Origin of the sequence: Streptomyces fragilis (genome assembly GCF_003112515.1) — a bacterium.
GTDB lineage: Bacteria > Actinomycetota > Actinomycetes > Streptomycetales > Streptomycetaceae > Streptomyces > Streptomyces fragilis.
Genome location: NZ_BEVZ01000002.1, coordinates 1,548,204 through 1,572,489 on the forward strand (window position 1 = coordinate 1,548,204; position 24,286 = coordinate 1,572,489).

General features: G+C 75.0%; 21 protein-coding genes and 3 pseudogenes. 11 read left to right on the forward strand and 13 right to left on the reverse strand.

Annotation, left to right across the window (positions count from 1 at the left end; all coding sequences use genetic code 11):
* The first annotated feature begins 70 nt into the window (after positions 1 to 70).
* The 3 genes from Sfr03f_RS08545 (at position 71) to Sfr03f_RS08555 (ending at position 4,898) form a co-directional block, all read left to right on the forward strand.
* Complete coding sequence (locus Sfr03f_RS08545; RefSeq protein ID WP_108953036.1) at positions 71 to 1,588, forward strand: glycoside hydrolase family 71 protein; 1,518 nt, start codon at positions 71 to 73, stop codon at positions 1,586 to 1,588.
* 77 nt (positions 1,589 to 1,665) lie between these two features.
* The gene (locus Sfr03f_RS08550) at positions 1,666 to 2,169 is read left to right on the forward strand and encodes an FBP domain-containing protein (protein ID WP_108953037.1); all 504 of its coding nucleotides are present in this window, start codon (positions 1,666 to 1,668) and stop codon (positions 2,167 to 2,169) included.
* A 56-nt stretch (positions 2,170 to 2,225) separates the two neighbouring features.
* On the forward strand, positions 2,226 to 4,898 hold the full coding sequence (locus Sfr03f_RS08555; RefSeq protein ID WP_108953038.1) for a SpoIIE family protein phosphatase: 2,673 nt from the start codon (positions 2,226 to 2,228) through the stop codon (positions 4,896 to 4,898).
* Between the two features lie 767 nt (positions 4,899 to 5,665).
* Here the strand turns inward: Sfr03f_RS08555 and Sfr03f_RS31160 are convergent.
* Together Sfr03f_RS31160 and Sfr03f_RS08570 are read right to left on the reverse strand one after the other, a co-directional pair.
* A pseudogene (locus Sfr03f_RS31160) lies at positions 5,666 to 6,445 on the reverse strand (alpha/beta fold hydrolase); the annotation flags it as partial.
* A gap of 273 nt (positions 6,446 to 6,718) precedes the next feature.
* On the reverse strand, positions 6,719 to 7,171 hold the full coding sequence (locus Sfr03f_RS08570) for a VOC family protein (protein ID WP_108953039.1): 453 nt from the start codon (positions 7,169 to 7,171) through the stop codon (positions 6,719 to 6,721).
* A gap of 116 nt (positions 7,172 to 7,287) precedes the next feature.
* Between Sfr03f_RS08570 and Sfr03f_RS08575 the strand changes: the two genes are divergently transcribed.
* Entirely contained in the window at positions 7,288 to 8,175 is an 888-nt protein-coding gene (locus Sfr03f_RS08575) for an alpha/beta fold hydrolase (protein WP_108953040.1), read from the forward strand.
* 4 nt (positions 8,176 to 8,179) lie between these two features.
* Here Sfr03f_RS08575 and Sfr03f_RS08580 read toward each other — a convergent pair whose 3' ends face one another.
* Positions 8,180 to 8,770, reverse strand: coding sequence for a helix-turn-helix domain-containing protein (locus Sfr03f_RS08580; RefSeq protein WP_108953041.1), 591 nt, complete (start codon positions 8,768 to 8,770; stop codon positions 8,180 to 8,182).
* A gap of 47 nt (positions 8,771 to 8,817) precedes the next feature.
* Here Sfr03f_RS08580 and Sfr03f_RS08585 point away from each other — a divergent pair, with 47 nt between their 5' ends.
* From Sfr03f_RS08585 to Sfr03f_RS08595, 3 genes are all read left to right on the forward strand, one after another.
* Positions 8,818 to 9,735: a class I SAM-dependent methyltransferase gene (locus tag Sfr03f_RS08585; RefSeq protein ID WP_108953042.1), complete on the forward strand. Its 918-nt coding sequence runs from the start codon at positions 8,818 to 8,820 to the stop codon at positions 9,733 to 9,735.
* Between the two features lie 43 nt (positions 9,736 to 9,778).
* Positions 9,779 to 10,765 carry a class A beta-lactamase gene (gene bla, locus Sfr03f_RS08590; protein WP_108953043.1) on the forward strand — a complete coding sequence of 329 codons (987 nt, stop codon included), beginning with the start codon at positions 9,779 to 9,781 and terminating at the stop codon, positions 10,763 to 10,765.
* Positions 10,766 to 10,978: 213 nt separating this feature from the next.
* Positions 10,979 to 11,812: an SDR family NAD(P)-dependent oxidoreductase gene (locus Sfr03f_RS08595; RefSeq protein WP_108953044.1), complete on the forward strand. Its 834-nt coding sequence runs from the start codon at positions 10,979 to 10,981 to the stop codon at positions 11,810 to 11,812.
* Positions 11,813 to 11,875: 63 nt separating this feature from the next.
* Here Sfr03f_RS08595 and Sfr03f_RS08600 read toward each other — a convergent pair.
* The 3 genes and pseudogenes from Sfr03f_RS08600 to Sfr03f_RS08610 form a co-directional block, all read right to left on the reverse strand.
* Positions 11,876 to 12,600, reverse strand: a pseudogene (locus tag Sfr03f_RS08600) (phytase); the annotation flags it as partial.
* Between the two features lie 93 nt (positions 12,601 to 12,693).
* Positions 12,694 to 12,879 (reverse strand): DUF397 domain-containing protein, encoded by a 186-nt coding sequence (locus Sfr03f_RS08605; protein ID WP_108953045.1) that lies wholly within the window; start codon positions 12,877 to 12,879, stop codon positions 12,694 to 12,696.
* Positions 12,876 to 13,724 (reverse strand): helix-turn-helix domain-containing protein, encoded by an 849-nt coding sequence (locus tag Sfr03f_RS08610; RefSeq protein WP_108953546.1) that lies wholly within the window; start codon positions 13,722 to 13,724, stop codon positions 12,876 to 12,878. The genes Sfr03f_RS08605 and Sfr03f_RS08610 overlap by 4 nt, the downstream gene beginning before the upstream one ends.
* A gap of 114 nt (positions 13,725 to 13,838) precedes the next feature.
* Between Sfr03f_RS08610 and Sfr03f_RS08615 the strand changes: the two genes are divergently transcribed.
* Positions 13,839 to 14,306 carry an ATP-binding protein gene (locus Sfr03f_RS08615; protein WP_108953046.1) on the forward strand — a complete coding sequence of 156 codons (468 nt, stop codon included), beginning with the start codon at positions 13,839 to 13,841 and terminating at the stop codon, positions 14,304 to 14,306.
* Here Sfr03f_RS08615 and Sfr03f_RS31675 read toward each other — a convergent pair.
* The 6 genes and pseudogenes from Sfr03f_RS31675 to rph form a co-directional block, all read right to left on the reverse strand.
* Positions 14,272 to 14,625 (reverse strand): GNAT family N-acetyltransferase, encoded by a 354-nt coding sequence (locus Sfr03f_RS31675; protein WP_308216750.1) that lies wholly within the window; start codon positions 14,623 to 14,625, stop codon positions 14,272 to 14,274. The two genes, Sfr03f_RS08615 and Sfr03f_RS31675, sit on opposite strands and share 35 nt — an antisense overlap.
* Positions 14,626 to 15,600, reverse strand: a pseudogene (locus tag Sfr03f_RS08620) (pirin family protein); the annotation flags it as partial.
* A gap of 126 nt (positions 15,601 to 15,726) precedes the next feature.
* Positions 15,727 to 16,308 (reverse strand): TetR/AcrR family transcriptional regulator, encoded by a 582-nt coding sequence (locus tag Sfr03f_RS08625; protein WP_108953048.1) that lies wholly within the window; start codon positions 16,306 to 16,308, stop codon positions 15,727 to 15,729.
* Between the two features lie 59 nt (positions 16,309 to 16,367).
* Positions 16,368 to 17,102, reverse strand: coding sequence for an ABC transporter ATP-binding protein (locus Sfr03f_RS08630; RefSeq protein WP_108953049.1), 735 nt, complete (start codon positions 17,100 to 17,102; stop codon positions 16,368 to 16,370).
* Entirely contained in the window at positions 17,099 to 18,226 is a 1,128-nt protein-coding gene (locus Sfr03f_RS08635; protein ID WP_108953050.1) for an ABC transporter permease, read from the reverse strand. Before Sfr03f_RS08635 ends, Sfr03f_RS08630 begins: the two co-directional genes overlap by 4 nt.
* A gap of 193 nt (positions 18,227 to 18,419) precedes the next feature.
* Entirely contained in the window at positions 18,420 to 21,053 is a 2,634-nt protein-coding gene (gene rph / locus Sfr03f_RS08640; protein ID WP_108953051.1) for a rifamycin-inactivating phosphotransferase, read from the reverse strand.
* A gap of 215 nt (positions 21,054 to 21,268) precedes the next feature.
* On the opposite strand from rph, the gene Sfr03f_RS08645 reads away from it, so the two are divergent.
* Together Sfr03f_RS08645 and Sfr03f_RS08650 are read left to right on the forward strand one after the other, a co-directional pair.
* Positions 21,269 to 22,471, forward strand: a complete 1,203-nt coding sequence (locus Sfr03f_RS08645; protein WP_372514261.1) for a winged helix DNA-binding domain-containing protein — start codon at positions 21,269 to 21,271, stop codon at positions 22,469 to 22,471.
* A gap of 228 nt (positions 22,472 to 22,699) precedes the next feature.
* On the forward strand, positions 22,700 to 23,077 hold the full coding sequence (locus Sfr03f_RS08650) for a hypothetical protein (protein WP_108953052.1): 378 nt from the start codon (positions 22,700 to 22,702) through the stop codon (positions 23,075 to 23,077).
* A 46-nt stretch (positions 23,078 to 23,123) separates the two neighbouring features.
* Here the strand turns inward: Sfr03f_RS08650 and Sfr03f_RS08655 are convergent, their stop codons facing one another.
* Positions 23,124 to 23,576: a flavodoxin family protein gene (locus Sfr03f_RS08655; RefSeq protein ID WP_108953053.1), complete on the reverse strand. Its 453-nt coding sequence runs from the start codon at positions 23,574 to 23,576 to the stop codon at positions 23,124 to 23,126.
* Between the two features lie 42 nt (positions 23,577 to 23,618).
* On the opposite strand from Sfr03f_RS08655, the gene Sfr03f_RS08660 reads away from it, so the two are divergent.
* Complete coding sequence (locus tag Sfr03f_RS08660; RefSeq protein WP_108953054.1) at positions 23,619 to 24,266, forward strand: class I SAM-dependent methyltransferase; 648 nt, start codon at positions 23,619 to 23,621, stop codon at positions 24,264 to 24,266.
* Positions 24,267 to 24,286 lie beyond the last annotated feature (20 nt).

Here is a 24,286-nt window from a genome sequence, read left to right on the forward strand (position 1 = left end):
GGCGGGCATCGGGTCGGCTTGACTGGGCGGCGCGCGGCCCGACCCGTCGCGCGGCCGGGGGAGGGCACCCATGAAGAACACCACAGCACGGCGGCACGCCTTACCGGGCCGGAGCAGGCGCCGGGCCGGACTCGCCGCCCTGGTCGGCATCCTGCTGCTGGTCGGCGCGGGCACCGGGCTCGGCTTCGGCGCCGGGAGCGGCCGCGACGGCTCCGCCGCCGCGGCGGCGCGCGACCCGCTGCCCTTCGACCTGCCGTCCACCGAGCGGCTGCGCTCGAGCGACCGGCTGGTGTTCGCGCACTACTTCACGCCCTACCCGCTCTCCCTGGACAACCGCCCCGCCGACGAGGACTACTACGCGCGCAACTACCTCACCGCCGACGGAGAGAGCGGCAAGCACGCCGCGTACGGAGGCCTGCTGCGCGACCGGCCGCTCCCGGTCGAACCGGCCTCGGGCGACTGGCGGTCGGCGCACTACCGCCAAGAGGTCCGCACCGCCGTGGCCGCGGGGATCGACGGCTTCAGCGTCGACCTGCTCTCCCTGGAAGGCCCCAACTGGGAACGCGTCCAGCTGCTGATGCGGGCCGCCCGTGAGGAGGACCCGGGCTTCCGCATCATGCTGATGCCGGACATGAAGTCCCTCGACGCCGACCCGGCCACCCTCGCCCGGGCCCTCGCCGAGCTCGGCGCCTCGCCCAACGCGCACCGGCTCGACGACGGACGGCTCGTGGTGTCCCCGTTCAAGGCGGAGGAGAAGCCGGCCGGCTGGTGGCGCGAGGTGCTGGACACCCTGCGCGCCCGGCACGGCGTGCGCACCGCGTTCGTCCCCGTCTTCCTCGACCTGACCTCGCACGCCGCCGAGTTCGCCCCCCTCTCGTACGGCTTCTCCACCTGGGGCAGCCGCAGCCACAGCACCCTCGGGCACTACTCCGAGCACGCGGAACTGGCCCGCGAGCACGGCAAGCTCTGGATGCAGCCGGTGGCGGTGCAGGACGCCCGGCCCAACCAAGGCGTGTACGACGAGGCGGGCAACACCGCGACACTGCGCGGGAGCTGGAACCACGCCATCGAGGACGGCGCCGACTGGGTGCAGCTGACCACCTGGAACGACTACTCGGAGAGCACCCAGTTCGCCCCCTCGCTGCACAACGGGCACACCTACCTGGACGTGAGCTCCTACTACCTCGCCCGGTTCAAGACCGGCTCGTGGCCGCGCGTCGTCCGCGACACGGTCTACCTCACGCACCGCGTCCAGCCGCACGGCGCCCGGGGCGCGGGCCGGGCGGAACCCATGCGGCTGCGCCCCGGCTCGGCCCCCGCCCGTGACACCGTGGAGGTGCTCACCTTCCTGGCCGGGCCCGGGGCGGTGGACGTCACGGTCGGCGACCTGCACGAGCGGTTCACCGTCGCGGCGGGCGTCCGGGCGGAGCTGCTGCCGCTGCGGCCCGGGCGCACCACCGCGGAGGTCACCCGTGGCGGAAGGGCCACCACCGAGGCCGTCACCCGGTTCGCCGTCACCACCGCACCCGAGGTCCAGGACCTGCAGTACTACGGGGTCACCGGCGGGCGCCCGGCCGAACAGCCCTGAGCCCCGGCCGGTGACCGCCACCACCTAGAGAAATAATCATTTTGCCTAAAGGTATTAGGCGGCCTAGCCTCGGTGGCGTGCGACAGATATCCGAAACCGACATCCGCAACAGCTTCGTGAACTGCTCCAAGGGCGAGGCCAAGCGCCTCGGGCTGCCCAGGGACCTGGCGGAGAGGCCCTGGGAGGACCTGGACTTCCTCGGCTGGCGGGATCCGGGCGCCCCCGACCGCGCCTACCTGGTCACCGAGCGGGAGGACGGCGGGCTGCTGGGTCTGTCCCTGCGGGCGGTCACCGCGGGAGCCGCGCGCGGCTTCACCGCCCGTTCCCTGTGCTCGCTGTGCCTGACCACCCACGTCCGCGGGGACGTCGTGCTGATGTCCGCCCGCCGCACCGGTGAGGCCGGGAGGCAGGGCAACACCGTCGGCCAGTACCTCTGCGCGGACCTCGCCTGCTCGCTGTACCTGCGCGGCCTGAAGGAGAGCGCGGCCGGGCGCGGCTTCGACGAGAGCCTGGGGCTGGAGGGCAAGATCGCCCGGATGCGGGACAACCTCGACGCCTTCCTCCGCATGGTCACCGCCTGACCTCGGTCGGCGGTGCCTGCCGGGCCGGTCGCCCGGCGTGACGGACACTGAGGGGCATGTCCGACATCACCCCGAACGCGCCCCTCACCCGCCGGTTCGCCCCGCGCCCCGAGAGCGTGGGGGAGGCCAGGAGGTTCGTGCGGGAGGTCCTGGGCCGAGCCGCGGGCGAGTGGTGCGAGGACGCCGAGCTCCTGGTGGACGAGCTGGTGAGCAACGCGGTGCTGCACGCCAGGAGCGCGGTCGAGGTCACGATCCGGCCCCGGGAGGACCGGACCGAGGTCAGGGTGAGCGACGAGCGGCCGGGTCTCGGCGTGATGCCGCAGCAGGAGTTCCATCCCTTCACGTCCACCGGGCAGGGACTCGCCCTGGTCCAGCGGCTGGCCACCCGCTACGGCGTGGAGACCGGCGCCGGCCGCAAGACGGTGTGGTTCGAGGTCGGTCCCCCGAGCACGCCGCGGGCGTCCTCCAGCTGGGGGGCCGCCGCCCACGCCCCGGGGCCGCGCAGGACCGTCACCCTGATCGACCTGCCGGGCTCCCTCTACACGGCGTCCACCCGCAACCGGCACGAGCTGCTGCGGGAACTGGCGCTCGCCGCGTGGGGCGGCGACGCCCTCGGCGTCCGCCCCGAGGACCTGGCCGTCGCCAACGACACCCACCACATGATCAGCGTCTGGGTGACCGCCGCGCTCGAACGGCAGCCGCCCTCGGAGGTCGGCACCAGCAGCCTCACCCTGTCGGTGCCGGCCGACGCCTCGCCGTCGGTGCTGATCCTGCGCCAGGTGCTCGACCAGGCGGAGGAGGCCGCCCGCAGCGGACGGATGCTGGCCCGGCCCGCCGTCCCGGCCGTCCGCGCCCTGCGGAACTGGCTCTTCGGCCAGATCGCCGGCCAGCTCGCCGGCGGACACCCGACCGCCTGGACGGTCGTCCCCCGCGTCCCCAAGCCGGGCCCGCTGGAGACGGTGCCGTTCGACCCGGCCCAGGTGCGCGACAGCAGGACCCCGACCGTCGCCGCCGACGAGGAGAACCGGATCGTCGCGGTGAACGCGGCGGCCGCCGGGCTGCTGGGCTGGGAGCCGGACGAACTGGTGGGGCGCAGACTGCTCACGATCATCCCCGAGCACCTGCGGCAGCGGCACAAGGAGGCGTTCACCTCGCTGCTGTTCACCGGACGGGCCCGGATCCTGGGACGGTCCGTCCCGCTGCCCGCCCTGCACCGGGACGGACGGCAGGTGCCCATCCGCCTGGTCGTCCAGACGCAGCACACCGCCGACGGCCGGACCCTGTTCGTGGCCCACCTCATCCCGAGGGCCGGCGAGGCAGCCCCAGGCGCGCGCGACCGGGCCGCGGAGGAGCCGGAGGCGCACCCGCCGCACGCGGAGGCCCGCCCCGTCGTCACCCGAGAGGAGGAGGGGGAGGACCCGCGGGCCGCCCCCGTGAGGAGCGAGGCGATGGCACGCCTGGCGATGATCGTGGACACCGGACGGGCGGTCACCGACTCCACCGACCCCGACGGCGGGGTGCGCGAGGTGTGCCGCATCCTCACCGCACGGCTGGCCGACTGGTGCGTGATCGACCTGTTCGGCGTCCACGGAACGGGGGAGCGGATCGGCGTGGTGCGCCGGGACCGCCACGGACGGCCTGCCGCGGGCTTCGAGGGCGCCCTGCCGCCACTCTCCGAGAGCGCGCGCGGACCGCTGGCCCGGGTGCTGCGCGGGGCGGGTCCCCTGCTGCTCCAGGGGAGCGGGGCCGATCAGCCGCCGGGCCAGGTCGGCAGCCCGCTGGACGCCCGCCACCGGGCCCTGTTCGATTCGCTCGGGGCCGACAGCGCGGTGGTGGCCGCCCTCCGCGCCCGCCGTGACGTGCTGGGCGCGATCACCCTGGCCCGCACCACACCCGGCCGGCCCTTCACCGAGGCCGACCTCGCCTTCGTCGACGACCTGGCGCACGGCATCGCGGTCGGCCTGGACAACACCCGCCTCCACGAGGCGACCCGCGGCATCGCCGAGCAGTTGCAGCGCTCCCTGCTGCCGGTGCTGCCCGAGCTGCCCCACCTGCAGGTCGCCGCCCGCTACGTGCCGTCCTCCGTCACCGCCGAGGTGGGCGGCGACTGGTACGACTGCTTCGTGCTGCCCCGCGGCGACCTGGCGGTGACCATCGGCGACGTGGCGGGGCACGACCTGGCGGCGGCCGTCGCCATGAGCCAGCTGCGCTCGATGCTCCGGGGCATCGCGGTCGACCGGGAGGAGCCGCCCGGCGAGGTGGTGCGACGCCTGGACATCGCCAACCACACGCTCTACCGGGAGGCCACCGCCACCTGCGTGTACGGCCTGGTCCGCGGGCCCGAGCAAGGGCCCTGGGACTTCGTCCACTCGGCGGCCGGGCACCTGCCGCCGCTGCTCACCACCGAGGACGGCGAGACCCGCTACCTGGAGGAGGGCACCGGGCTGATGCTGGGCACCGGCTTCGACATGCCGCGTCCGGCCACGCGCGTGCGGCTGCCTCCCCGGGCCACGGTGCTGCTCTACACCGACGGGCTGATCGAACGCCGGGGCGAGGGACTGGAGGAGTCCCTGTCGCGGCTGCGGCAGCACACCGCGGACCTGGCGCGCGAGCCGCTGGACGTGTTCCTGGACGAGCTGCTGATCCGGCTCGGCGCGGACGGGGCGGACGACATCGCCCTGCTGGCCCTGCGCCCCGTCCCGCCGGGCGCCGAAGCCCCGGGACGCTGAGGCCCCCGGGCATGGAGGCACCGGGCATGGGAGCACCGGGTGTCGGGGACACCGGGGCGCTGAGGTCCCGGGGCGCTCAGGCCCCGGGCCGGGCCGCCGGGGCGTCAGCTGTCCGGTCGGGCCGGCTCGACCAGCGACTCGGCGCCGATCACGGTGAACCCGGCGGCCAGGAAGGCGCGCAGCGAACGGGCGTTGCCCGGGGCGACCGCGGCGAACACCGGCGTGTTCACCGGCACCAGGGTGAGCGCGTCCGCCAGCAGGGACCGGCCGTACCCGCGCGAGTGCTCCGCGGCCGGGGAGAGCTCGATGCTCAGCTCCGTGCGCCCCGCCGGTCCTTCCGCCAGGGTGACCAGGCCCCGCTCGTCACCGAACACCCGCACACCGCGCCGCAGCCCGCGGGCGTGCCGCACCCGGGGATGCTCGTCCAGGCCGCTGAGCGGGCCGAGCCGGGCAGGTCCGCCGGACCCGCGGGCGACCAGGACGGCGTCGATCGTGCCGACGCGGCCGGACGGCCCCGCCAGCGCGCGCAGGAAGTCCGGGGCCAGCGAGCCGCCGAAGCCGTCGGGGCCCAGGGCGCCCACCCGCTCGGCGGGCAGCGAGGTCGCCACCACCGCATGACCGGTGAAGGCCACCGAGCACTCCGGGCCGTGCGGCGGCCGGGGCAGCACGGTGACCGCGCCGTCCGCCTCGGGGAAGCGGCCCTCCGCGGCGTCGAGCAGCAGGGCCAGCAGCGGGTGCGGCGGTGCCAGCGCCTCCCGCCGGGCCCGCAGGAAGTCCAGCAGCGCGGCGTCGAACCGCTCGGGCTGCTCCAGGTTGGGCAGATGACCCGCGTCGGGCACGACGGCGAGACGGGCGTCGTCCACCAGTTCGCGCATCGCCTCCGCCTCCGCCACCGGGGTGTAGGTGTCCTCCTCGCCGACCAGCAGCAGAACGGGCACCCGGGCCGCGCGCAGGGAGTCCCGGTAGTCGGGCCGCCCGGCCCGCGCGCGCAGCGCCGCCGCGGCCCCCGCCGGCGCGGTCGCGCGCATCATCCCGGCCACGTGCGCGGCGACCTCGGGCATCGAGGTCACGTGGCGCGGCGTGATCATGCGGTCCAGCACCTCGGCGGCGTACCCGTCCATGCCCTCGGCGAGCAGCCGGTCGGCGAGCGCGTGGCGCCAGGCGCGCCCCTCCTCGGTCTCCGCGGCGGGCGAGGTGTCGGCGAGCACCAGCGCGGCGGTGCGCTCCGGGTGGAGGCGGTGGAACTCCATGGCGATCTGCCCGCCCATGGAGAGCCCCGCGACCACGGCACGCGGCACTCCGGTGAGCCGGAGCAGCGCGGCCAGGTCCTCGGCGTAGTCCCGCCACGCGGTCGCCCCGGGGGCCACCGCGCTCGCGCCGTAGCCGCGCAGGTCCGGCAGGATCACCCGGTACCCGGCGCCGGCCAGCGCCGCGGCCTGCGGGCGCCACATGCTCCGGTCGAAGGGATGGCCGTGCACCAGGAGCACCGGGACGCCGTCCGCGGGGCCCAGGTCGTCGTAGACCAGCGTCACGCCCGGCCCGACCACGGCCTGCCCGGAGCGCACCTCCTCGCGTCCCCCCGGGCTTCCCCCGGCGGGACGGCCGGTGTCCCCGGTCGCCGCTCCGGCGTCGGCGGTCTCCCACGGACGGCTCATGCGCTTCCCCCTGGCTCGGTGTCCGGCGGCCGGTGCCGGCCGCCGGCGTCCATGGTCCAAGATCGCCCGCAGTGGGCCAAGCGGTTTCAGGACCGGCGGGGCGGGGCCGACCGGGCCGCGGCGGACGGTCCCGCACGGACGGTGGGGCGGGCTTTCCGGCCCGGACTACCGCGAGGCGGCGTCCGGGTCCACCGTCGTGAGCGACACCGTGCCGTCCTCCGCCACCGACCAGCCCGGGTTGTGGCAGATCTCCCAGCGGTGACCGTCCGGGTCGGCGAAGTAGCCGTGATAGCCGCCGAAGGCGGCCCGCTGCGCGGGCTTGAGCACCTTCGCCCCCGCCGCTGCGGCCCGCGCCATCGCCTCGTCCACCTCGGCCGGCGACCCCACGTTCCGCGCCAGCGTGAACGGCGTCCCGGCCGTCGCCGGACTTCCCACGTCGGCCGCCAGATCGGCCAGCGGGAACAGGGCGAGGGCCAGGCCCGGGCCCATCTGGTAGAAGACCACCTCGTCGAGGTCGAGCAGCGGAGACCAGCCCAGTCCCTCGCTGTAGAAGCGGCGGCTCACGAGCAGATCGCCCACGCCCAGCGTCACCAGACTCAACCGCTGTTGTGTCGTCATGACTGCACGCTAGCCCCTCGTTGCGACGGGCCGGCCGGGCGGCCAGGTGGCCGTGCGGCGCGTCGGGGTACACGGATCCGGCCGGGGGGCGGGCCGCCGGCGGAAGGACGGCGCCGATGTTCCCCGACTTCACCGAGACCCGGATCGACACGGGCGAGGCCTCGATCTTCCTGCGTCACGGGGGCCAGGGCCCGCCCGTCCTCCTCCTGCACGGCCACCCGCGGACCTCGGCGACCTGGCACCGGGTGGCGCCGCTCCTCGTCCAGCGTGGCTTCACCGTCGTCTGCCCCGACCTGCGGGGCTACGGACGCTCCCGCGGGCCCGACCCCACGCCCGACCACAGCGCCCATTCCAAGCGCGCCATGGCGGCCGATCTCGTCGCGGTGATGCGGGAGTTGGGCCACGCGCGGTTCCAGGTCGCCGGGCACGACCGCGGCTCGTACGTCGCGCTGCGGCTCGCCCTGGACCACCCGGCGGCGGTGACCCGCGTCGCGCTGCTGGACTGCCTGCCGATCTCCGAGCATCTCGCCCGCGCCGGCGCGGAGTTCGCCACCCGGTGGTGGCACTGGTTCTTCTTCGCGCAGCCGGAGATTCCCGAACGCGTCATCACCGCCGACCCCGACAGCTGGTACCGCGGCGACCCCGAGGCGATGGGCCCGGAGAACCACGCCGAACGGCTGGCCGCCGTGCGCCGTCCGGAGGTGGTGCGCGCCATGCTCGAGGACTACCGCGCGGGCCTCACCGTGGACCGCGCCCACGAGGAGGCCGACCGCGCGGCGGGGCGGCGGATCCGTTGTCCCGCGCTGATCCTGTGGTCGCTGCGCGACGACCTCGAGGAGCTGTACGGCGACCCGCTGCGGATCTGGCGCGACTGGGCCGACGACGTCCGCGGCCACGGGATCGACTCCGGTCACCACGTGGCCGAGGAGGCGCCCGGGCCGCTCGCCGACGCCCTGGCCGGCTTCTTCGCGGAGCCGGGCGGCGCGGCGGCGAGCGCCCCGTGAGCCGCTAGGACGCGACGCCCTCGCCGCCGCCGTGCAGGTGCACCCGCTCGGCGTTGTGGTCCAGCACGGTCAGGATCTCCACCGGGGCCTCGTGCGCCCGGATCGCGTGCGGGGTCATGGTGGAGAACTCCGCGGCGTCCCCCGCCCGGACCAGGACCGTCCGGTCGCCCAGGTGCAGGCGGGCCGTGCCGGAGAGCACCGTGAACCACTCGTGGCCCGGGTGCACCTTCAGACTGTCCGGACCGACCGGGAGCTCCGGGGTGATCCGCATCTTCGCCACCGTCACCCCGTGCACCGAGGCCTCCCGCGACAGCAGCCACACGGTCGTCCCCGGCGTGTGCGTGGGCTGCGGGCGGATCACCACGTCCTCGTCGGACGGCGACTCGACCAGCTGGTCGAGCGTGGTGTCCAGGGCGCGGGCGATCGGGACCAGCTGGTCGAGGGAGATCCGGCGGTGACCGGTCTCGATCCGGCTCAGGCTCGAGGGGCTGAGGTGGGCGCGGGCCGCAAGGGCGTCGAGGGACCAGCCGCGGGCGTGCCGCAGGCTGCGGATCCGCTGCCTGATCAGACTGTCCAGGTCGACTTCTTGCGTCATGCGCAAGAGTGTATGCCGTTTCCGCAGGATGCGCCTACGGTGGTCGTATGACGCACCCTCCCGCGCCCGACCAGGGTCACGGCCACGGCCACGGCCACCACCATGCTCACCCCGGACCCGCCCCGCGGCACGGCGAGCACCGGCACGACGAACACCACGACAACGGCGCCGAGGCCGCCCACGCCGGCCTGCTGGAGCTCGAGGCCCGCACCTTCACCCCCGCGCTGGAGGAGGCGCTGGAGCGGGCGGTGACGTCCCTCGGGCCCGCCGCCCCGCGGCACGTCGTCGACCTGGGCAGCGGCCCCGGCGTGGGCACCCTGGCGCTGGCCCGCCGCTTCCCCGGGGCGCGGGTCACCGCCGTGGACCGGTCCCCGCAGATGCTGGAGCGGGTCCTGGCGGCCGCCCGCGAGGAGGGGTTGTCCGAGCGGGTGCGGGCGGTGCGGGCCGACCTCGACGCCGGGCCGCCCGACCTCGGCCCGCTGGACATCGCGTGGGCCTCCTCCTCCCTCCACCACGTCGCCGATCCCACCGCCCTGCTCGCGCGGCTGGGGGAGGCGGTCGTCCCGGGTGGGCTGCTGGTCGTCGTCGAGTCCGACGGGATGCCGCGCTTCCTGCCCTCCGACGCGGGCGCGGGCCGTCCGGGCCTGGAGGACCGCTGCCGGGAGGTGGCCGCGAAGGCCGGCTGGAACGCCTACCCCGACTGGAGCGACGCCATGGAGCGGGCCGGGTTCGGGCCCGTCGAGCGGTGGACCGTCACCGCGGAGGGCGTGCCCGGGCCGGAGGCCGCCGGCTACGCCCGGCTGGTGCTCGAACGGGTCCGCGTCGCGCTGGAGGACCAGCTCGCCCCGGACGACCTGGAGGCGCTGGAGCGGCTGCTGTCCCCCGGAGACCCGGCCTACGTGGGAAGCCGCCCGGACGTCGTCCCCCGTTCGGTCCGCACCGTCTGGGCGGCGCGCCGGAACTGACGCCGCGGAACCGACCGGGCCGGGACCTGCGTGGAGGAGAACGATGGACGATCACGATCCCCGAGGAACGGAGAGAACGATCCCCGCATCACAGCACCCCACCTTCCCTCGCTCCGGCGACGACGGCACCGCCCCGAAGCGGCACGCCGGCCCCGCCCGGCGCACCCTCCTCGCGGCCGGCGCGGCCACCGCCGTGGCCCTGGCCGCCGCCCGCCCGGCGGCGGCCGCCGAGGTCCCCGGCGACGCCGCGACCCGGCTGGACGCACTCGAACGGCAGCACGGCGCACGCATCGGGGTCTTCGCGCGGAACCTGCGGACCGGCGCCACGGTGCGGCACCGGTCCGACGAGCGGTTCCCCGTGCTGTCGGTCTTCAAGACGCTGGCCGCCGCCGCGGTGCTGCGCGACCGCGACACCGACGGAACGTTCCTGGACCGCCGGATCCATTACACCGAGGCCCAGCTCGTCGAGAACTCGGACGTCTGCAGGGCCAACCTCGCCACCGGGATGACCATCCGCGAGCTGTGCGCCGCGGCCGTCCAGTGGAGCGACAACACCGCCGGCAACCTGCTGCTGCGGCAGATCGGCGGCCCTCACGGCATCACCCGCTTCGCCCGCTCCCTGGGCGACCCGGTGACCCGCCTGGACCGGTGGGAACCCGAGCTCAACTCCGGCGAGCCGTGGCGGAGGACCGACACCACCGCCCCCGCGGCGATCGCGGCGACCTACGCCCGCCTCGTCCTGGGCGACGGGCTCGGGCGCGGCGACCGGGAACAGCTCACCTCCTGGCTGCTGGGCAACCGGACGGGGGACCGGCGCCTGCGGGCAGGACTGCCGCCGCAGTGGACCGTCGCCGACAAGACGGGCGCCGCCGGCACCTACGCCTCGCTCAACGACGTCGCGGTCGTGTGGACCGAGGACGGCACACCCCTGGTGATGGCCGTGCTGACCACCAAGCCGGAGCGGGACGCGGTGCGCCAGGACGTCCTCCTCGAGGAGACGGCCCGCGTCCTCGCGGACGCCCTGCGCTGACCGCCCGTCCCCTGCGCTGACCGCCTCCCCCCGGGGCCCGGCGGCCGTCCCCCGTACGGCGGCGGCCCCGGGCCCTGGCCCGGGCGGCAGTGCGGAGACCGGTCCCATGGGCAGCTCGCCGTCGCCCGGGGGCACTGCGGTCCCGGCGCTTCGACCGGCGGCGACGGCGGGCCCGCGGAGAATGACCTCGGCCGGGGCGGTTACTCCGCACCCATGAACACCCACCACAGCACCCCCGCACCCGGCGAGCCCGGCAGCCGCCGCCCCGTCGCCCTGGTCACCGGCGCCTCCCGCGGCATCGGCCTCGAACTCGCCCGGGAATTCGCCGAGCACGGCTACGACCTGCTGATCAACGCCGAGGACGAGGCGGTCGAGACCGCCGCCGCACGGCTGCGGGAGACCGGGGCCGACGTCCGCACCGTCCGCGCCGACCTGCGCGACCCGGACGGCGTGGCCCAGGTCGCCGCGGCCGCCGCGCGGCTCGCGGTGGACGTGGCCGCGCTCAACGCGGGCGTCGGGCACGGCGGCGCCTTCGTCGAGAGCGACGCCGAGGGCGACCGCGAGGTCATCGACCTCAACGTCACCTCCACCGTCCTGCTGGCCAAGGAGCTGCTGCGTCGGATGACCGAGCGCGGCGAGGGCCGGATGCTGTTCACCTCGTCCGTCGCCTCACTGGCGCCCGGCTCCTTCAACGCCGTCTACAACGCCTCCAAGTCCTTCGTGCAGTCCTTCGCCGAGGCGCTCCAGGAGGAGCTCAAGGACACCGGCGTCACGGTGACCTCCTTCATGCCGGGCCCCACCGACACCGACTTCTTCCGCCGGGCGGGCATGGAGGACACCAAGATCGGCACGATGAGCAAGGACGACCCCGCGGAGGTGGCCCGCCAGGCCTTCGAGGCGGTCACCAAGGGACGGAGGAAGGTGGTCACCGGCTCGGCCGGGACCAAGGCGCAGGGCACCGTGCAGAAGGTGATGCCGGACAAGGTCAAGGGCCTCTTCCACCGGAAGATGGCGGAGCCGGGGACGGCCGAGGACGAGTCGCAGTAGTCCGCGGGCGGCCCCGGCCCCCGCCCGGCTCCGGCGCGAAGACGCCGGAGCCGGTGGACGGGCTCAGCCGCGACGCCCGCCCAGTGCCGCCCCGACGTCGGCGAGGTCGACGAACGTGAAGTTGGTGGCCTCCCGGCCGACGTCCTCCGGTGACGCGTGTCCGTCCTGCACCACGAGAGGCCGTCCGGGTAGCGGCGTCCCAGCGGGGCGCCGAGGACGGCCGCGCCGTCGCACTCCTCGGAGCCGTCCAGCCCGCCCGACGCCACCACGCGGAAGCCGCCCGCGTTCGTACACGGCGAAGGTGTCGTCGCCCTGGCTGGAGGCCAGCAGCCGGACGCCGCCGCCCGCGCCGCGGGGCAGCAGCGCCGAGCCCTCGACGTCGGCCGTCAGGCGGGTGCCGCCGACGCCGGGGTCCGCGCCGGCCGGGACGCACTCGTCGCTCTCCTCGTCGTAACCGGCCGGCACACCGAACTCCCGCACCCGGTCCAGAAGCTCAGGTGTGCCCCGCAGGTCGGCGGAGATCCGCCAGATGCCCACGTCCTCCTGCCCGGCGTACAGCACGCCGGTCGCCTGATCCGCCACCATGCCCTCGACCTGCGGCAGTTCGCCGGGCTCGCCGCACGGGGACCAGGAACCCCGTCGGCCAGGCGGAACGACGAGGGAAGAGCCAGGGTGCGCAGCTTCCGGTAGGTGACCGTGCCAGCCGGTGTGACACCGAGCTGCAGCAGCGCCACCTCGGTCGTAGACGCGCAGACCGCCCTGCTTGACCGCGGCGACGACCAGGCTGCGGTCCGGGTCGGACAGCCTGAGCGTGCCTGTCCACCGTGCGCGGGAGGAGACCGCGGTCCGTCCGCGCGGCGACGGGCGGGGAAACGCCAGGATCAGGGCAGGCGGACCACACGGAGGAACGCGGCCCACGCGGCGGGACCGAGGGCGAGTGGGGCGCGGCGCACGTCCTTGGAGTCCCGCACGCGCACGGTGTGGGGGAGGGCCGCGACCTCGACGCAGTTGTCCCCCTCGCTGCCGCTGTAACTGCTTCTGCGCCAGGCCGCTTCCTGGTGGGTCATAGCTCTCCTCGCATCCGGTCCAGCAACGCCACGGTAGCCGTGCTGTCCAGCGCCTGGGAACGGAGCCTGCCGTAGCGCTGGAGCAGCACGCTCACGTCCTTCGGATCGGAGATCAGCGCACTGCAACGCTGCCCCTCGGTGTAGCCCAGCCACTGGTGGTTCGGCGTCTCGGCCAGGTACAACTGGCCGTCCACCCCACAGTGGTCCTCCCGGCACGTGGGCATCACCTGGATCTCCACGTTCCGGCGCGAACCGACGCGGAGCAGGTGGTCGATGACCTGGCGTGTCACCTCGACGCCGCCCAACCGACGTTCCAGCACAGCCTGTTCGATCACGAAGCCGAAGTCGGTCCCGGGCAGGCGGTCGAGAACCTGCTGGCGCGCGAGTCGCGCCCGGGTCTCGCACTCCAACTGGTCGGCGGTCACCGGTGGCAGGCGCCGCTCGAAGATGGCGCGGATGTAGCCCTCGGGCTGCAACAGCCCGGGCACCGCACGGCACTCGTAGGCGAAGAGGCACACCGCCTCCTCCTCGATCGCCGCCCAGTGCTGGAACCAGGACGCCAGCCCCGGGCGCCGCGTGAGGCTGCGGGCGGCCGCCCGCAGGACCTTGCCCGCCGTCGCGCCGAGGGCCTCCTCCGCCCGGCCGGGCAGGTCCTGCGGCGGGTACCGCTTCCCCTGCTCGATCTTGGCGATGTACACGGCCGAGTACCCGACGAGGGAGGCGAACTCCTCCTGCGTGCTGCCGCCTTCCTCCCGCAACGCCTTGAGGACCGCGCCGAAGGTCTTGAGCCCGTCGGACGCCTCGGCCCGGTTGCGCACGGCCTCACCGCCGCGTTCCGCTGTCACACCGACATGCTCACGGATCGTCACCGTCCGCGTCCAAGGATCGCGCTGATACAACCCTCCCTGTACCAGTGGCGTACCTGGCACGGCCGGGAACCCGGGTCGCAGGGTGGGGCCATGACCGTTCCGTCGGCCGAAGAGGCCGTCACCATGGGTGAGCTCGTCCAGCGCTTCTCCTCCACGCCCCGCGGCGCCCGGCTGGCCCGCAGGCTCGCCGCGCACCAGCTGCACACCTGGGGCGTGCCCTACGGCAGCGAGGCCTCGGACGCCGTCACCCTGGTGGTCGCCGAGCTCGCCGCCAACGCGGTGCGCCACGGCCGGGTGCCCGGGCGGGACTTCGCGTTGCGGCTGGTGCACGACGCCCCGGCCGGCCGGGTCCGTGTGGAGCTGTCCGACACCTGCCCCCGCCTGCCGCGGGAGGACCGCGGAGGGCCGCTGGACGAGGCGGGGCGCGGCCTGCGGCTGGTCGCGGCGCTCGCCCGCGAGTGGGGCGTGGCGCCGCGCCCGGGGCCGGGCAAGACCGTGTGGGCGGAGGTCGGCCTGCCCGGGGTCAGGCCTGGAGCTCGGCCTTCAGCCAGGCCTTGACCTCCGGCGTCACCTCGTCCGTGATGTCGCGGAAACCGTCGTGCTTGGTCAGGTACTTGGCCACGTACGGGCAGATCGGGACCAGGCGCATGCCGCTGCCGCGCACGTGCTCGAGAGCCTCCCGCACGAGGACGGAGGCCAGGCCCCGTCCGGCGTAGGCGTCCTCGACCACCGTGTGGAAGAAGACCCGCTGATGGCCGTGGTCGCGGAACTCGGTGAAGCCGGCGACCGCGCCCTCCACCAGGATCTCGTAGCGGTGGGCCTCGGCGGCGAGGCGGACCTGGGTGGTCTCGTCGGAGGCGGGCGGGGTCTGCGGCACGGGGTTCCTTCGCGGCTGGAGACGGATGTTGGGCAGGGCGGGCGCGGGCAGCCGGTCGCCCGGATAGCCCTCCACGACGCCGAACCGGTCGGAGCGGGCCTCCCACGCGGCCCGGGCCTCGGCGATCTCCTCGTGCGAACGCCCCACGAAATTCCACCACATGACGATCTCCTCACCGAACGGCGGGCCGCCCAGCAGGATCACCCGGGCGGATTCGTCCGCACTCGGGTTGGCGATGTCGACGGTGGCGTGCCCCGGCGGCAGGTAGCCCAGCTCCGCGGGCGCGAGACGGTTCCCGCCGGGGAACGTCAGCGCGCCGGTGTCCAGCAGCAGGCCGTGCTCGAAGCTCTCGTCCACCGGCAGGCTGACGGCGGCCCTGGGGGCGAGGATCAGCTCGGCGCCCAGCAACGGGGTGAAGGTGGGGACCGGCGAGAGCGAACCGAGCAGCGAGCCCAGGAAGACCCGGGCCTCGCCCGCGCCGCCGGGCAGTGCCACCGGCTCCGGCACGTGGTGCCGGAAGTCGCGCGGCGCGTCGCGGTGCTCGGCGGGCAGCGCCACCCAGAGCTGCACGCCGTGCAGGACCGTGGTCGACGGGGTCGACACCTCGGTGTGGGCGATGCCGTGCCCGCCCGTCATCAGGTTGATCTCGCCGGGGCGGACCATGGCGTGGCTGCCCAGGCTGTCCCGGTGCTCGATCTCACCGGTGAACAGCCAGCTCACCGTCTGCAGCCCGATGTGCGGGTGAGGGGCGACGTCCATGCCGCCGGTCGCGGCGACGTCGTCGGGACCGTAGTGGTCGGCGAAGCACCAGGCGCCGATGAGCGAGCGGGCCCGCTGCGGCAGCGTGCGGCGCACCGTCATCGCCCGCGGCCCGCCCAGCGGCACCGAGCGCGGGGTCAGGATCTCCACCCGGGCCGACGACGCCGGGAACGACGTGCACAACACCTCCGGGGGGTGCACCTCGGTGTTGCTCATCTGCCCCGCCTCGCTTCCGTCCGGTGATCTTCCCGTCCGGCACCCATCGTATGCCCGGCACCACCCTCGCCGGCCAGGAGCACCTCCCTGACCAGCACCGTCACGACCGATGAAGCCGCCCGCCGGTCAGCCGGCCGTGGACAGGCACCGGTGCACCAGCTCCAGGGACCGCCTCGTCACCGTCTCCAGGGGGGCGCCCCGCTCGACGGCGGACAGGGCGGAGTGCAGCATCCCGGCGATCAGGTCGGCGGTCAGCTCGGGATCGGGGACGCCGATCTCCTCGACCGAGGCCCGGAACGGGGCCACCTGCCTCAGGTGCAGCTCGATCAGCCGCGCCCGGCAGTCCGGAGGGAGGTCGGCGCCCATCAACGCGGCGGCCGGCCGGTGGGCGCCCTCCGCGCCCAGGCGCAGGCTCTCCCGGAAATAGGCCTCCGCGCGCTCCACCGGACCGGTCGCGTCCGCCATCGCCCGGGCCAGCGCCTCGTCGGAGCGGCGGAAGGCCTCCTCGACCACCGTGGCCAGCAGGGCGGCCGAGGAGTCGAAGTACTGGTACACGCTGGAGCGTGCCAGCCCCGCACGGGCGCCGACCGCCGCGGGGGTCACGGCGGCGGCGCCCTCGTTCACCAGGATCTCGATGGCCGCCAGGACCAACGCCTCGCGCTGGCGGGCGCGGTGCTCGGCGACGGTGGCGGCGTTGATCTTCGGCATGCGGGCGGACTCCGGGGTGGCGGACGGTCCGGGCGTCGAGAGCCGGCCCGCCGGCCCGGTCAGGACAGGCGGCCGTCGACCATCTCGCACACCCGGTCGGCGTCGTCCATTATCGCCGTGTCGTGGGTGACCATGACCGTCGCCGTCCCGTGCGCCCGGGTCTGCGCGGCGATCAGCCGCACCGCCTCCGCCGACCGCGCCCGGTCGAGCGCCGAGGTGGGCTCGTCGACCAGCAGCACCGCGGGGGAGGCCATCAGCGCCCGGGCCAGACCGGCCCGCTGCCGTTCGCCCCCGGACAGCTGGTGCGGCCGGGAACCGGCGCGGTGCGCGAGCCCCACCGCCTCGATCAGCTCGTCCGCCCGTGCCCGGGCCGCCGCGTCGAGGCGGCCGTCGATGTGCAGCGGCAGCAGCAACTGCTCCCGCACGGTCAGCGAGTTCAGCAGGTTGGACTGCTGGAAGACGAAGCCGATGTGCCGACGGCGGGCCTCGGTGCGCTGCTTGTCCGTCAGCGAGGTCAGTTCGGCGCCGGCCACGGTGACGGTGCCGGACGTCGGGCGTTGCAGCCCGCCGGCGACGGCGAGGAGACTGGACTTGCCCGAACCGGAGGGCCCCACGACGGCGACGAACTCCCCGGGGGCGACCCGCAGGGTGACCTGGTCGAGGGCGGTGACGGCCGTGTCGCCGTCGCCGTGGACGAGGGTGACCTCGCGCAGATCCAGTCCGCGGGCGGCGGTGCCGGAGGCGGTGGCGTCGGAGGCGGCGGTGGCGGCTGCGCCGGCGGCGGGGACGGTCATCGGGTGGCTCCCAGGGCGGTCAGAGGGTCGACGGCGGTGATGCGGCGAACGGCGACGGCGGCGCCCGCGGCCCCGAGGCCGACCAGCAGGGCGGCGGAGGTGGCGACGGCGGAGGCGGAGAGCGAGAAGGGCGCCTTGCCGATCATCGCGCTGCCCAGGGCCAGCCCGACGGCCGTGCCGGCGGCGGTTGCCGTCACCAGGACGACGACCACCTGGGCGAGGGCGTCGCGCAGGATGTACCGCGTGGGCGCGCCGAGCGCCTTCAGCAGGGCGATCTCCGCCTTGCGCTGCACGGTCCACACGGTGAAGAACGCCCCGATGACCAGGGCGGAGATGGCGTACAGGAAGCCCTTGATCAGGGCCATGGTGCTCGACTCGGCCGCGTACCCGGGGGAGGCGTCGAAGGTCGCCTCCCTGGTGTCGGCCCGGGTGCCGGTGGCCCGCTCCACCGCGCTCACGTCGGCGCCCGGGGCCAGCGTCAGCGCCACCGCGGTGGCCTGCCGGGCGGCCGCTTCCGGGAGCTCCCCGGGCAGGCCGTAGTGCAGGTGGCGCCAGGTCTCCAGATCGGCGTAGACGACACCGATGTGCCCGTAGGACACGGGCTCGTCGAGCAGGCCCACGACCTCCAGGCGCACCTCGCTGCGGTCCGCGGTCAGCACGTCACCGATCCGCACGCCGAGATCGGCGATCTCCCGGGTGATGACGATGCCGCCACCGCCCTCCGCGAAGGACCTCCCCTCGGTGGGCGCCGGCGCCATGGCGGAGTGCGGTGTCATGCCGAACACCGCGAGGTTGACCTGTTCGCCCTTCTCCGCCCCCGCGGTGACCTGGGCGTTGACGAGGGTGTTGCCGAAGGGCTCCGCCCGTTCCACCCCGGCGGCGGCCGACCAGGACTCCCAGTCCTCGGCCTCGACGGTGGAGCGGGAGAACTGCTCACTGGTCGCCTTCGCGTCGAAGGCCATGTGGGTCACGGGCAGGGAGCGGAGGCCGGAGACGCCGGCGTCCGCCAGTCCGGAGGCCAGTCCGGACAGCAGGACGCCGAGCACGGCGATGAGGGCGACCACGGCCCCCATCAGGGCGAAACGACCGCGGGCGAAGCGCAGATCGCGTAGGGCGAGGAACACGGGGATCTCCACGGAGCAGGAGGTGACGGGCGCGTCGGACCACGGCAAGGCGCACGGACGCTTTGCCGGAACTTGACGACAGCAGTGTCAGCATCATAGACGCTCTTCTCGACACCGGTGTCGGCAACCCGTCTCCCTCCTCCCTCCTGCCTCCTCCCTCCATGCCCGCGCGCCTCGCGCCTCGCGCCTCGCGTCAGGGCAGCAGCTCGACGTACCCCTCGGTCCCGTGCACGCGGATGCGCTGCCCGTCGCGGATCAGCCCGGTGGCCCGCTCCACACCCACGACGGCCGGCAGTCCGTACTCCCGGGCGATCACCGCGCCGTGGGTCATCCGGCCGCCCACCTCCGTCACCAGGCCGGCGATCCCCACGAACAGCGGCGACCAGCCGGGGTCGGTGAAGGGGGTGACCAGGATGTCGCCCGTCGCGAGATCGGCGTCCGCCGGATCGAGGACGACACGCGCCCTGCCCTCCACGGTCCCGGCGGACACCGCCAGGCCGGTCAGGGCGCCGGCCGGGACGTCGTCGCGGCGGTACGTCCCGGTGACGGCCTCCCCGTCCGAGGTGAGCACCCGCGGCGGTGTGAGCGCGTGGTACGAACGGAACTCCTCCGCGCGCCGCCGGACGAGCCCCTCCTCCACCCGGTGGGTGCGCACGGCCTCGTGGAACTCCTGGAACGTGAGGTGGAAGACGTCCTCGGGGTCCTCGACGACGCCGGCCCGTGCCAGGCGCGCCGCCTCCGCCGTCAGGGCCCGCTTGTAGAGGAAGTAGCGGCAGACGATGTCGTACTTCGGGTACTCCCGGTACCCGATGAAGGTCCTGACCCGGGCGATCATCCGCTCGGTCTCCTCGGCCCTGCGGTCGCCGTCGGGCAGGGCCCGCAGACGCTCCAGGACGTCCCGCTCCTTCCGCAGGGCCGCCAGCCGCCCTTCCTCGAAGCGCCGCGCGGCGGCGCCGGGGCCGAAGTTCCTGACGTTGTCGAGGATCGCCGGCACCAGCGCGGTGGGGCGCTCGCGCCACCGCGGCCTGGTGATGTCGATCTCGCCGACGCAGCGCATGCCGTACCGGTCGAGATAGCCCTCCAGGGCCTCGCGCGCCTCGCTCCCACCGGGGAACCTGGCCAGCTCCCGCAGGAAGTCGTCGTCCTCGACGCCCTCGAGGAAGGCCACCACCTCGGGGTGCGGGCGGATCGCGTCCGCGACGTCGAGCAGCGCCAGCCCCATCTCCGAGGTGATGTTGCCCGGGGCCGACAGGGTCAGCGTGTCAGCCGCGTTCCTCTCACCCAGCCATTCCTCCAGCTTGTCGTCGAGCCACCAGGTCGCCTCCATGGCCGCCATGAGCACCTGATGGCTCAGCGGGTCGCCGACCACCCGCCTGTGCTCCTCGAACGCCTCCAGGAGGAAGTCGAACAGGGCCGGCCCGCTCCTCGACGCCAGGTCCCGTTCCAGGGCCGCGAGGGACGCCCGGCTGCGCTCGACCAGTTCGGTGACGACGGCCGGATCGGTCGCGACGGGCTCGGGCTCGGGCGCGACGGGTGCGGGCACCGCGGGTGCGGGTGCGGCGCCGGCGGGCGGCCCCACGGGCGGCTCGTCCGGCAGCGGGGGGACCAGGTCGCCCCGGTCCAGGACGGTCTCCAGGGCGTCCCTGACCAGCGGATCGCCCTTCCCCATGGCGTCCAGCAGAGCGGCACGGCCCGCGGGGGAGGCGAGCCGCCGGGTGACGTCGACGAACAGCCTCCCGCCCGCCTCGTGCATCGGCACCAGCGCCGTCAGCCGCCACATCGAGCGGCCCAGGGCCTTCATGGGGTCGGTCATCATCTGGCCGTGGCCGACAGAGACGTAGACGTGGTCCTCGTCGTCATCGGCCTCGGGCACCGGGAACAGCGTGGTGACCGGCCGGCTCTGCACGAGCAGGAACTCGCCCGCCTCCAGGCACCATTCGATGTCCTGCGGGCACCCGAAGCGCGCCTCGACGCGGCGTCCGAGCTCCACCAGGCGCACCACCTGCGCGTCCGTCAGCGACGGTTCCCCCTGCCGCCGGGGGTCGACCTCCGCCTGACGGGTGCCGCCGCCCGCCAGGGCGCGCACCTCATGTCGCTTGGCGCCGACCCTCCTGCTGACGACCCGGCCGCCGCGCACCGTGAAGGAGTCCGGGTCCACCAGGCCGGAGACCAGCGCCTCGCCGAGGCCGAGGACCGCCTCCACGGTGGAGACCCTCCGGTTGCCGGTCACGGGGTCGGCCGTGAACAGGACGCCGGACGCGTCCGGGACGACCATCCGCTGCACGACCACCGCCATCGCGACCGCGCGGTGGTCGATGCCGTTGCGCCGCCGGTAGACCACGGCCCGCTCGGTGAACAGCGACGCCCAGCACCGGCCGACGTGCCGCACGACGCGGTCCGCTCCGAGGACGTTCAGGTAGGTGTCCTGCTGGCCGGCGAAGGAGGCCGTCGGCAAATCCTCGGCCGTCGCGCTGGACCGCACGGCGTAGGCGGCCCGGTCGCCGTGCCGGGCGAGCGCCCGCCTGATCTCCGCCGCGACGTCGTCCGGGACACCCGCCTCCTCGACGGCCCCGCGGATCCCCGCGGCGAGGGCGGCGAGCGCGGCCCGGTCGTCCGGGGCGACGGACGCGAGCCGGCCGATCCGGTCGCCGATCGACGGCTCCCGCTCCACGACGCGGCGGAAGGCGTCCGTCGTCACGCAGAACCCGTCCGGCACCCGGACGCCCTCCATCCGCGCGAGCGCGCCCAGGTGCGCGCCCTTCCCGCCGACGGCCGACGCCCGCCCCGCGTCCACGTCTCGTAGGTCCAGCACGTACTGCTCGCTCACTGCGACACCTCCAGGGCCGCCCTGTCGGGCACGGCGGCCGTCGATCGGACCACCGGATTCTGCGGCCCCACGGGGGCCTTGCGGCAAGCCCCCCGGTGCGCTATACGTTGAGCACGGCAAGGAGAGCGTTCTCCTTGCCTTTCCCTTTGTCCTCGCCGCCCGAGGAGGCCCCCGCGCCCCACGAACGCGCGGCGGCTCCTGGAGGAGGACGGCGCGTGCGAGCCATCGGTGTGGAGCAGCGCCGGGCACGGCTGGGGCGGCGGCACCTGCTGACGCCCGCCGGCCGGGCCGCGGATCCGGCGGAGGCCGCCCGCGCCATGGTCGCGCTGCACGGCACCGACCCGACGTCGGTGCACGTCTCCTGCTGGGTGCGGACCACCGGCTGCGGCGTCGCCGAGGTGGAGCGGGCGCTCTACGAGGAGCGGACGCTGATCCGGCTGCTGGCGATGCGCCGCACCGTCTTCGTCACCACCCTCGACCTGGCCGCGGTCCTGCAGAACGCCAGCTCCGTGGAGGTCGCGGCCAGGGAGCGCCGCAAACTGGTCAAGATGCTCGCCGAGTCCGGCATCGCGGACGGCACGGAAGCCGGCGCCGCCCGCTGGCTGCCCGGCGCCGAGGAGGCGGCGCTCGCCTCGCTCGACAAGCGCGGCGAGGCCACCGCGGCCGAACTCGCCGCGGACGACCCGCGGCTGGCCGAGCGGGTGGTGCTCGGCCGCGGCAGCCGCAACGAGTCCCGGCAGAGCGTCGCCGCCCGCCTGCTGCTCCTGCTGGCGGCCGAGGGGCGGGCGGTGCGCGGCAGACCGCGCGGGTCGTGGACCTCCCACCAGTACCGCTGGTCGCCGCTGACCCGCTGGTGCCCGCAGGGGCTGGCCGAGATCCCCGAGGCCGAGGCCGAGAGGGAACTCGCCCGGCTGTACCTGCGCTCCTTCGGGCCCGCCCCCGCCGAGGACCTCCAGTGGTGGACCGGCTGGACCCGCACGCGCACCCGGCGGGCGCTGGCCGGCCTGGACCTGGTGGAGGTGGACCTCGGCGGCTCCACCGGGCTGCTGCTCGCCGACGACCAGGAGGACGTGCCGGAACCCGAGCCCTGGGCCGCCTTGCTGCCCGCGCTCGACCCCACGCCCATGGGCTGGCAGCGCCGCGAGTGGTTCCTCGGTCCGCACGGCCCCAAGCTGTTCGACCGCGTGGGCAACGCCGGACCGTCCGTGTGGTGGAACGGCCGCGTCGTCGGCGGCTGGACCACCGACGCGGGCGGCCGGGTCGTCCACCGGTTCCTGGAGGACGTCGGCGCCGAGGCCCGGGCCGCGGTGCGCGCCGAGGCCGAGCGCCTCACCCTCCTCCTCGACGGCACCCGCCTGGCCCCGCGCACCCGCGGCCGCACCTGGCTGGAGCAGGAGCTGGCGGACGACGCCGGCTGACCGGCGTCGCGGAAGGCCGCGCGATGCGTCCGCCCTCCGGTGACGGACCGTCAAGCGTACGTGTGGACGGGCCGTCCGGCCGTCGCGGGGCGACGCCCCGCCGGGATGCCGGCGGCCCGCCGGGCGTAGAGTTCGATCTCCGCGGCTTGACCGGTCGGATCGTCGCACCGGTCGCCGGCGGCACACCGTCGTCCTCCGGCCGGATCCGGCCGCTGTCCGAGAGGGACCATGCGCCTCACAGCTCCCCGCACCGCCGTCACCCGCTCGGCCGCCGTGCTCGCCCTGACCCTCCTCGGAACCACGGCGTGCGGCGCCGCGTCCGAGCCCGCCGCCGAGGTCCCGGCGGCGTCCGGCTCCCCGGCCGCCGCCACACCCGAGGTGCTCAGCACCCTGGCCGACCTGTCCGACCAGTACGAGGGCGGCAACGCGCGCAGGGCCATGGACCAGCTGCCGGGCGACCCGGACGTCCGCTTCACCGACGCGAGCGGGAAGGGCAGGCCGGTGGAGAACCCCGAGGAGTGGCAGATCTGCACCGCCCACCAGCTCGGGGGAGACTCCCGCCTGGTGTTCGAGTTCGGCGTGGTCCCGCTCGACGAGAAGTGCTGACCCCGGCGCGTCCGGCCGGGCCCCGGCCCGGCCGGACGCGCCGGACTCACACCGTCAGGCCCGCCGCGACGGTCGCGCCCAGCTCCCAGCACGCCTCGGTCCCGGCCCGGCCTGGCTCCCCGGTGACGGTCACCGGCTCGGCGGCGCGCCGCCAGCCCAGACCCGTGGTGATCGACTCGATGCCGCGCGCGGCACCGGTGACGTCGTTGTTCCCGTGCAGGTAGTAGCCGAACGGGCGGCCGCGGGTGGCGTCGAGACAGGGGTAGTAGACCTGGTCGAAGAAGTGCTTGAGCGCGCCCGACATGTACCCGAGGTTGGCGGGGGTGCCGAGGACGTAGCCGTCGGCCTCCAGGACGTCGGAGGCGGTCGCCGCCAGCGCCGCCCGGCGGACGACCCTGACGTCCTCGATCTCCGGGTCGGTCGCCCCGGAGACGACCGCTTCGAACATCGCCTGACAGCTCGGCGAGGGCGTGTGATGCACGATCAGCAAGGTGGGCACGCCACCATTGTCCTCCCGCCCGCACGGTGCGACGATGCCGCCATGACCGACGCCGACGGAAGCACCTCCCGCCCGCGCCCCGAGGCCCTCTTCGACGCGCTGGGCGCCGACTACGAGAAGGCCTTCGCCAAGGCCGAGGCGCACCACGCCTCGCTGGACTGGCTGCTGGGCCGGCTGGCGCCCGGGAGCAAGGTCTTGGACGTGGGCAGCGGCACCGGGCGGCCCACCGCGGAGGTCCTCGCCGCGGCCGGCCACGACGTGCTGGGTCTCGACGTCTCGCCGGTGATGGTGGAGCTCGCCTCGCGCCAGGTCCCCGGCGCCCGGTTCCAGCTCGCAGACGTCCGCGAGGCGCCCCTGGAGGAGGAGGCGTTCGACGCCGTCACGGTGTACTTCTCCCTGCTGCAGATGACCCGTGACGAACAGACGGCCCTGGTGGGGCGGGTCGCCCGCGCCGTACGGCCGGGCGGGGCGGTGGTGCTGGCGACGGTGCCGGTGGACGCGGACGACGTCCCGCACGTGTTCATGGGCCACCCGGTCCGGGTGAGCAGCTTCGCGGCGGACGGCTTCACCGAACTGGCCCGGCGGGCCGGGCTCACCGTCCTGGAGGAGCGGTCCGCCCTGTTCACCCCGGCCCACCCCGACGGGGAACCGGAACCGCACCTCTACCTGCACTGCGTGCGGGGCGGATAATTCCTTTCCCGGCCGGCGCC

Bases quoted from the DNA above. Each gene is read 5' to 3' on its own strand.
- Sfr03f_RS08585 (WP_108953042.1), top strand. From the start codon at position 8,818: ATGACGCACCCTCCCGCGCCCGACCAGGGTCACGGCCACGGCCACGGC.
- Sfr03f_RS08660 (WP_108953054.1), top strand. From the start codon at position 23,619: ATGACCGACGCCGACGGAAGCACCTCCCGCCCGCGCCCCGAGGCCCTC.
- Sfr03f_RS08555 (WP_108953038.1), top strand. From the start codon at position 2,226: ATGTCCGACATCACCCCGAACGCGCCCCTCACCCGCCGGTTCGCCCCG.
- Sfr03f_RS08570 (WP_108953039.1), bottom strand. From the start codon at position 7,171: ATGACGACACAACAGCGGTTGAGTCTGGTGACGCTGGGCGTGGGCGAT.
- Sfr03f_RS08580 (WP_108953041.1), bottom strand. From the start codon at position 8,770: ATGACGCAAGAAGTCGACCTGGACAGTCTGATCAGGCAGCGGATCCGC.
- Sfr03f_RS08545 (WP_108953036.1), top strand. From the start codon at position 71: ATGAAGAACACCACAGCACGGCGGCACGCCTTACCGGGCCGGAGCAGG.
- Sfr03f_RS08615 (WP_108953046.1), top strand. From the start codon at position 13,839: ATGACCGTTCCGTCGGCCGAAGAGGCCGTCACCATGGGTGAGCTCGTC.
- Sfr03f_RS08595 (WP_108953044.1), top strand. From the start codon at position 10,979: ATGAACACCCACCACAGCACCCCCGCACCCGGCGAGCCCGGCAGCCGC.
- Sfr03f_RS08625 (WP_108953048.1), bottom strand. From the start codon at position 16,308: ATGCCGAAGATCAACGCCGCCACCGTCGCCGAGCACCGCGCCCGCCAG.
- Sfr03f_RS08605 (WP_108953045.1), bottom strand. From the start codon at position 12,879: ATGACCCACCAGGAAGCGGCCTGGCGCAGAAGCAGTTACAGCGGCAGC.
- Sfr03f_RS08575 (WP_108953040.1), top strand. From the start codon at position 7,288: ATGTTCCCCGACTTCACCGAGACCCGGATCGACACGGGCGAGGCCTCG.
- Sfr03f_RS08650 (WP_108953052.1), top strand. From the start codon at position 22,700: ATGCGCCTCACAGCTCCCCGCACCGCCGTCACCCGCTCGGCCGCCGTG.
- bla (WP_108953043.1), top strand. From the start codon at position 9,779: ATGGACGATCACGATCCCCGAGGAACGGAGAGAACGATCCCCGCATCA.
- Sfr03f_RS08630 (WP_108953049.1), bottom strand. From the start codon at position 17,102: ATGACCGTCCCCGCCGCCGGCGCAGCCGCCACCGCCGCCTCCGACGCC.